Genomic DNA, 5351 nt, shown 5'->3' on the forward strand with positions numbered 1-5351 from the left:
GGAGTCGGTGCGCGGCGATAGCGGTCCCGGATGAGGGCACGGAGCAGCTTGTCGTCATCATCGAAGTCAAGAAGCGGGGCGAGTCCCACGAGGAGGCAGCGGACAAGCTCGCCGTCGTCAAGCGTGAAGTCACCTCGGCGATCTCCAACTCGCACGGTCTTAGCGTCGCGGATCTGGTTCTGGTGCCGCCTGGTTCGATACCGATCACTACAAGTGGCAAGGTCAGGCGAGCGGCGTGTGTCGAGCAGTACCGGCACGGTCAGTTCGTCCGCCTGGGCGCTTAGGCGGCCCTGGGATGTCTAGCGTCGCCGGCGAAAAGGGCGCCGAGTCGACACCTGGTCTTGGCAGGGAGCGGTAGATGACGGCGTCCGGGTGTGTCTCAAAATGCTCGGCCAAACTTGTCTCGAGCTTGCTGATTTGGTGGTTCAGCTCGGCGATGATGCCCACGGTGGCGCGGGTAGCGGCGGCGAACGCCGCGGTGACCTGGGCCGGCGCGGCCGGCTGCTCGGACCGTAGCGGGGCTTGGATTTGTCGGGCAAGGGCGACGATATTGCGTTGGCGCCCATCGCGTTTGAGCGCAGACTGGAGCGCCGGCAGGCTCAACCGCGCGGCCTGCTCGGGGGTGGGGGCGCGATCCGACACACTCAAGGCATCGCCGTGGGCGAGATCCTCGAAGGCCTCCAGCGCGGCCGGGTAGTACTCGCGCAACGCGCTGCGCAGCTGTTGGGCTGCCGGTTACGCGCACAGATCAGGCTCTGGTGTGTCCGGGCCAGTACTGTGATTGCCTCGGCATCAGCGCTGTCGCCGGCGATCGGGCGACGGTTGTGTCGGCCGGTGCGCACCAGATCGGCCAGCAGTTTGACATCGCTGGCATCCGATTTGGCCCCTGACATGTGGTGGCGCTCGTGGTAGCGGGCTACCGCAACGGATTGACCGCGGCGTTTCGGCGTTGAGCGGATGGGCGGTAGCAGTTCTGCTTGGTTAATCCGACGGAGCAGAACATCCTCAGCCAGATCATCCTCGATGCCGATGCCCTCTGAGCGAACGCACGGCGGATGGTCTATGAGTGCGTTGGGTGGGTCGCGTCCTAAAGCCGGTGTAAATGGGGCCGGGCATAGGTTCTGCTTCGAGACCTACCAAGTCATCGAAGAAAGGACCTATGCCCGTGCCTGCACGAGTATCGCCGACTGATCGTGTTCGCGCCAAGATCGACGAGCTGTTCGCCTCGGATCGTGAGCTGCCCGAGATTCTGGAGGAGGTGGCCCGGCTCGGCGCGCAGTTGCTGATGCAGGCCGCGTTGGAGGCCGAGGTGACCGAGTTCCTCGGCCGTGACCGCTACCAACGCACCGCGGCTGCGCCGGATGCGCAGCCCGGGGCGCGCAATGGCTATCGGCCGGTGTCGGTCAAGACCACCGCTGGCCCCGTCACCCTGGAGCGGCCCAAGCTGCGCGGCACGACCGCCGCGTTCGCCTCACGCCTGTTCGGCAAGCACGTCACCAAGACCAACGCGCTGGAATCGCTGGTGATCGCCTCGTTCGTGCGCGGACTGTCGGTGCGTGATGTCGAGGCCACCCTCGCCGATGCGCTGGGGGATCAGGCCGCGATCTCGAAATCGACTGTCTCGCAGGTATGCCAAGCGATAAAAACCGAGTACAACACCTGGGCGCGGCGCCCCCTGGGCGATGTCGTGCTCGATTACCTGTTCCTGGATGCCTCCTTCTTCCGGATGCATCCCGGCTCGCCGGCCGAGCCGATCCTGGCCGCGTGGGGCGTCACCACCGCCGGCAAGCCCGTCTTCGTTGGCCTGGCCCCCGGCGTGGTGGAGTCGACCGAGGCCTGGGCCGATTTCCTGACCGATCTCACCGGCCGTGGGCTAGCGTGCCCGCTGCTGGTCGTCTCCGACGGTGCCCGCGGCCTGATCGCCGCGATCGAGCAGGTCTTCCCGACCGCGCTGCGGCAACGCTGCCTGATCCACCGGTTACGCAACGTGCTGGCCAAGATCCCGGCCGGGATGCAGGCCGAGATCCGCGACGGCTACTGGGCCGTGTTCGACACCGAGGACCTCAAAACCGAGCCCGGTCCGCGGCTGGTCGAACTGGTCGACGCCCGGCTGACCGCGTTCGCTACCCGCTACACGACCACCTACCCGGCAGCGATGAAGATCGTGCTGACCGATCGCGAGGGCCTGACCGCCTATCTGCGGTTCCCGCCCGAACATCATCACCGCATCCGCCACTCGAACTTCATCGAACGCACCTTCGGCGAAACCCGCCGCCGCGCAAAGGTTATCGGCCGCTTCCCTGGCGAGACCAGTTGTATCAGCATCGCCTGGGCCGTGCTCGACCGCGCATCCCGCGGCTGGCGCGGACTCACCATGACCCCCGCCGGGCTGCGCCAGCTCCAAGACCTGCGCCGCAGCCTGCTGCAACCACCCCGGCAACTGCGGCCCCAGCACACCCCGGACTCCACTAGCAGCACCACCGAAACCGTCACCGCCACCGCCACCGCCACCGCCACCGCGTAGCATCACTCACCGAAGCCAGAACCTCCGCAGGCCGATTTACACCGGATTCCGGACGCCACCGTTGGGTGCGTCGCCGATACTTTCGGAATCCCGGATGAAATGGGCTGGCAACCGTCTAGTCTGCCGCTATGAGCGAGAGCCGACGCACTGGCGCGAAGCGCGCCGCAGGATCTTGTTTCTTCTATGCGGCGACAGCGCAAATCGATCAACTCCATGCAGCCCTACGCGCCAAGAGTTCACGGTTCAATGCCGCGGCAGTCACTAGCAACCTCGAAACGCTCTTCGAACCGATGTACCGACGGCACCGGGCCGTCCTGCCGCCGGACCATCTTATGGTGGAGCACCGCGCTCCGACGCTGCGCGCGGCATCAAGCGCGGAGTTGTGCTCGTGACCCCCGCCGCGCAGAGCGGGACGGCGGCCCGCCCGATCGCTCTGTTCGTGCTGGGCGTGAACCGGTCCGGAACGTCGGCGCTCACGAGGGTTCTCTCGCTGTGCGGTGGTGCGCTCCCGGCCGGCCTGGTGGGCGCCATGCCGGACAATCCGCTTGGCCATTGGGAGCCGCGCAAAGCCATAGTTCTCAACGAAGCAATCCTGCGCCGCCACGGCAGCACCATGTTCGACCCGACACTGCGCCTGCAGGAGGAAGGTGCGTTCGACGCCGAAGGGAATTCCGCCTGCATCGCCGAGATCCGGGCGTTTCTCACCACGTTGCCGACCGCGCCGCTCGTGGTCATCAAGGACCCGAGGATTACCCTGCTGACCGGCGTGTGGTTCGAGGCTGCGCGTCTGGCCGGATTCGACATCGCCGTCGTGATTGCGGTGCGCCACCCGCAGGAGGTCATCGCGTCAATTGCGGCGCGCATTTCAGCCTCGCCGGAGCTCTCGAGTGCTTTGTGGCTGAAACTCAATCTGGTGGCCGAGAGATACACGCGCGGCTTGCCGCGCGTGTTCGTCGACTACGCCAACCTGCTCGACAACTGGCGCCGGGAAATAGAGCGGATTTCCGCAGCGCTCGCCATCGATCTCAATACCCACGATGAGGGCGCAATCGAGGAGTTTCTCAAACCGCATCTTCACCGCCAGCGACACTGCGGCTCGGTTACAGAGCCCTTCGGCACAGACTGGATTTCCATCGTCTACGAAGCGCTGCACGCGGCCGCGCGGGATGAGCCCTGGGATCAATCTGCGCTGGATCGCGTTTTCGAGGCGTATCGGTCGAGCGAACATGGTTTCCGGACGGTGTTCCAGGATTTCCGCCGCTTGCACAAGCTTAACCGGCTCATCCGGCCGTCCATCATGAAGCTGAACTTCGAGGTCCTCGCAATGGCTCACCGGCGCAGCGGGACTTGGGCCTAGACTGGCCGGCGGATGCCGAGACGATGATTGGAATGCAGAGACTCACCAGTCTGCAACGTTGCGTTGAGATAGTACTGGCCGACGACATCCCCGGCGATCTGATCGAATGTGGAGTGTGGCGCGGAGGGATTGCATCCTGATGCGCACGGTCCTGGCAGCCTATGGCGGAGCATCCGCGGAGATCGTTGACATAGACGGGAATAGACGCGAGTAGTGTGCTGTAGCGCAAGTAATCAAGACCATTGGGACGCAATGAAGGTCGAAGAGCCGGCAATCCGAGCTTTGTGTGCGAGCTCGGCGTCGCGATTTCAGCTGTGGAGCGAGTTCCTGCGGGCCGCGCGAGTTGAGTCGATGGCCGAGATCGGCGTCTATCGGGGCCGCTTCGCGGCCGAGGTGCTCGCCGCGTGCAGTTCGATCCAGAGGTACTACATGGTGGATCCGTGGAGGCACCTGGACGACTGGAACAAGCCGGCCAACGCAGACGATGCCCGGTTCGCCACCTACCTGGCGGAGACCAAGGCCATAACCGAGTTCGCGGGAGACAAGCGCATCATCCTGCGCGGGACGACAACGGAGGTCCTCGACCAGATCTCGGACGGCAGCCTCGACTTCGTCTACATCGACGGCGACCACACGCTGCGCGGTATCTCCATCGATCTCATCAAGGCCTATCCCAAGGTCCGCGCCGGCGGCTGGATCGGTGGAGACGACTTCACGCACACGGTCTGGCAGCACGGGGCTCGGTTCGAACCGACCCTGGTGTTCCCCTTTGCGGTCTACTTCGCGGAGGCCGTGGGCGCTCGCATCTTCGGCCTGCCTCACCTGCAATTCCTCATTTGCAAGCCAACGGAAACGGGGACAGGCTTCGAGTTCGTCGATCTCACCGAAAGTTACCCTGACACGACTCTCCAGGGTCAGTTCCGGCTCCAGCGCGTCCTCCGCGGCTGGGTCACCGACACGTTCTCGCCCAGGATCTTGGCCGAGAGGCTGCCGAAAAACATGAGGGACACGATCAAGAAGACCCGTCGCGATAGCGCAGGCACTGAGGTGCGGTACTAGCGGCGTTCACCGGTGCCACGCTCGCTGAACTGATTGCGTGCCTTGGACATTCGACTGCTCTTCGATGCGCGCCGACAGTTCCGCGACGGCCGTCGCGAGCTGGTCGATGCGTTGTAGGTGTCGTCGGCATAGGAAGGCGCGGTGCTCGCCGAAGATGCATCTAAGGGGTCAGCCTTTGTGTGCCCACCTGGCCAGGGCGCATTTGATCTAGGCGCCCGGGCTCGTGTCGGAGCTGCTGGGAATTGAGAATCAAACCCGGCTGTTTTGATTCAAAATGCCTGCTAACTAGCCCGAAGTTACGGCAGCTGAAATAGGTGAATCCCGGGGTGACCTGGGGATTGGCTGGTTTCGTGGGGTGGTTGTTCTGGCTACGCGGCGGCGGTGAGCGGTATCGGGGTGTCGAGCAGGTCG

General features: G+C 64.5%; 3 protein-coding genes and 4 pseudogenes. 6 read left to right on the forward strand and 1 reads right to left on the reverse strand.

Annotation, left to right across the window (positions count from 1 at the left end; genetic code table 11):
* Positions 1-284, forward strand: a pseudogene (locus ACLP4W_RS13555) (acyl-CoA synthetase); the annotation flags it as partial.
* 46 nt (positions 285-330) lie between these two features.
* Here the strand turns inward: ACLP4W_RS13555 and ACLP4W_RS13560 are convergent.
* Positions 331-926: pseudogene (locus ACLP4W_RS13560) on the reverse strand (IS110 family transposase); the annotation flags it as partial.
* A gap of 239 nt (positions 927-1165) precedes the next feature.
* Here ACLP4W_RS13560 and ACLP4W_RS13565 point away from each other — a divergent pair.
* The 5 genes and pseudogenes from ACLP4W_RS13565 to ACLP4W_RS13585 all read left to right on the forward strand — a co-directional run.
* On the forward strand, positions 1166-2524 hold the full coding sequence (locus tag ACLP4W_RS13565) for an IS256 family transposase (protein WP_442386666.1): 1359 nt from the start codon (positions 1166-1168) through the stop codon (positions 2522-2524).
* A 388-nt stretch (positions 2525-2912) separates the two neighbouring features.
* Positions 2913-3881 (forward strand): sulfotransferase family protein, encoded by a 969-nt coding sequence (locus ACLP4W_RS13570; protein WP_442386668.1) that lies wholly within the window; start codon positions 2913-2915, stop codon positions 3879-3881.
* Positions 3863-4065: pseudogene (locus tag ACLP4W_RS13575) on the forward strand (TylF/MycF/NovP-related O-methyltransferase); the annotation flags it as partial. The gene ACLP4W_RS13570 and the pseudogene ACLP4W_RS13575, both read left to right, overlap by 19 nt.
* Positions 4066-4232: 167 nt before the next feature.
* Positions 4233-4940 (forward strand): class I SAM-dependent methyltransferase, encoded by a 708-nt coding sequence (locus ACLP4W_RS13580; protein ID WP_442386670.1) that lies wholly within the window; start codon positions 4233-4235, stop codon positions 4938-4940.
* Positions 4928-4999, forward strand: a pseudogene (locus ACLP4W_RS13585) (hypothetical protein); the annotation flags it as partial. The gene ACLP4W_RS13580 and the pseudogene ACLP4W_RS13585, both read left to right, overlap by 13 nt.
* Positions 5000-5351: the final 352 nt, after the last annotated feature.

This window comes from Mycobacterium sp., from assembly GCF_052145595.1.
Taxonomy (GTDB): Bacteria; Actinomycetota; Actinomycetes; order Mycobacteriales; family Mycobacteriaceae; genus Mycobacterium.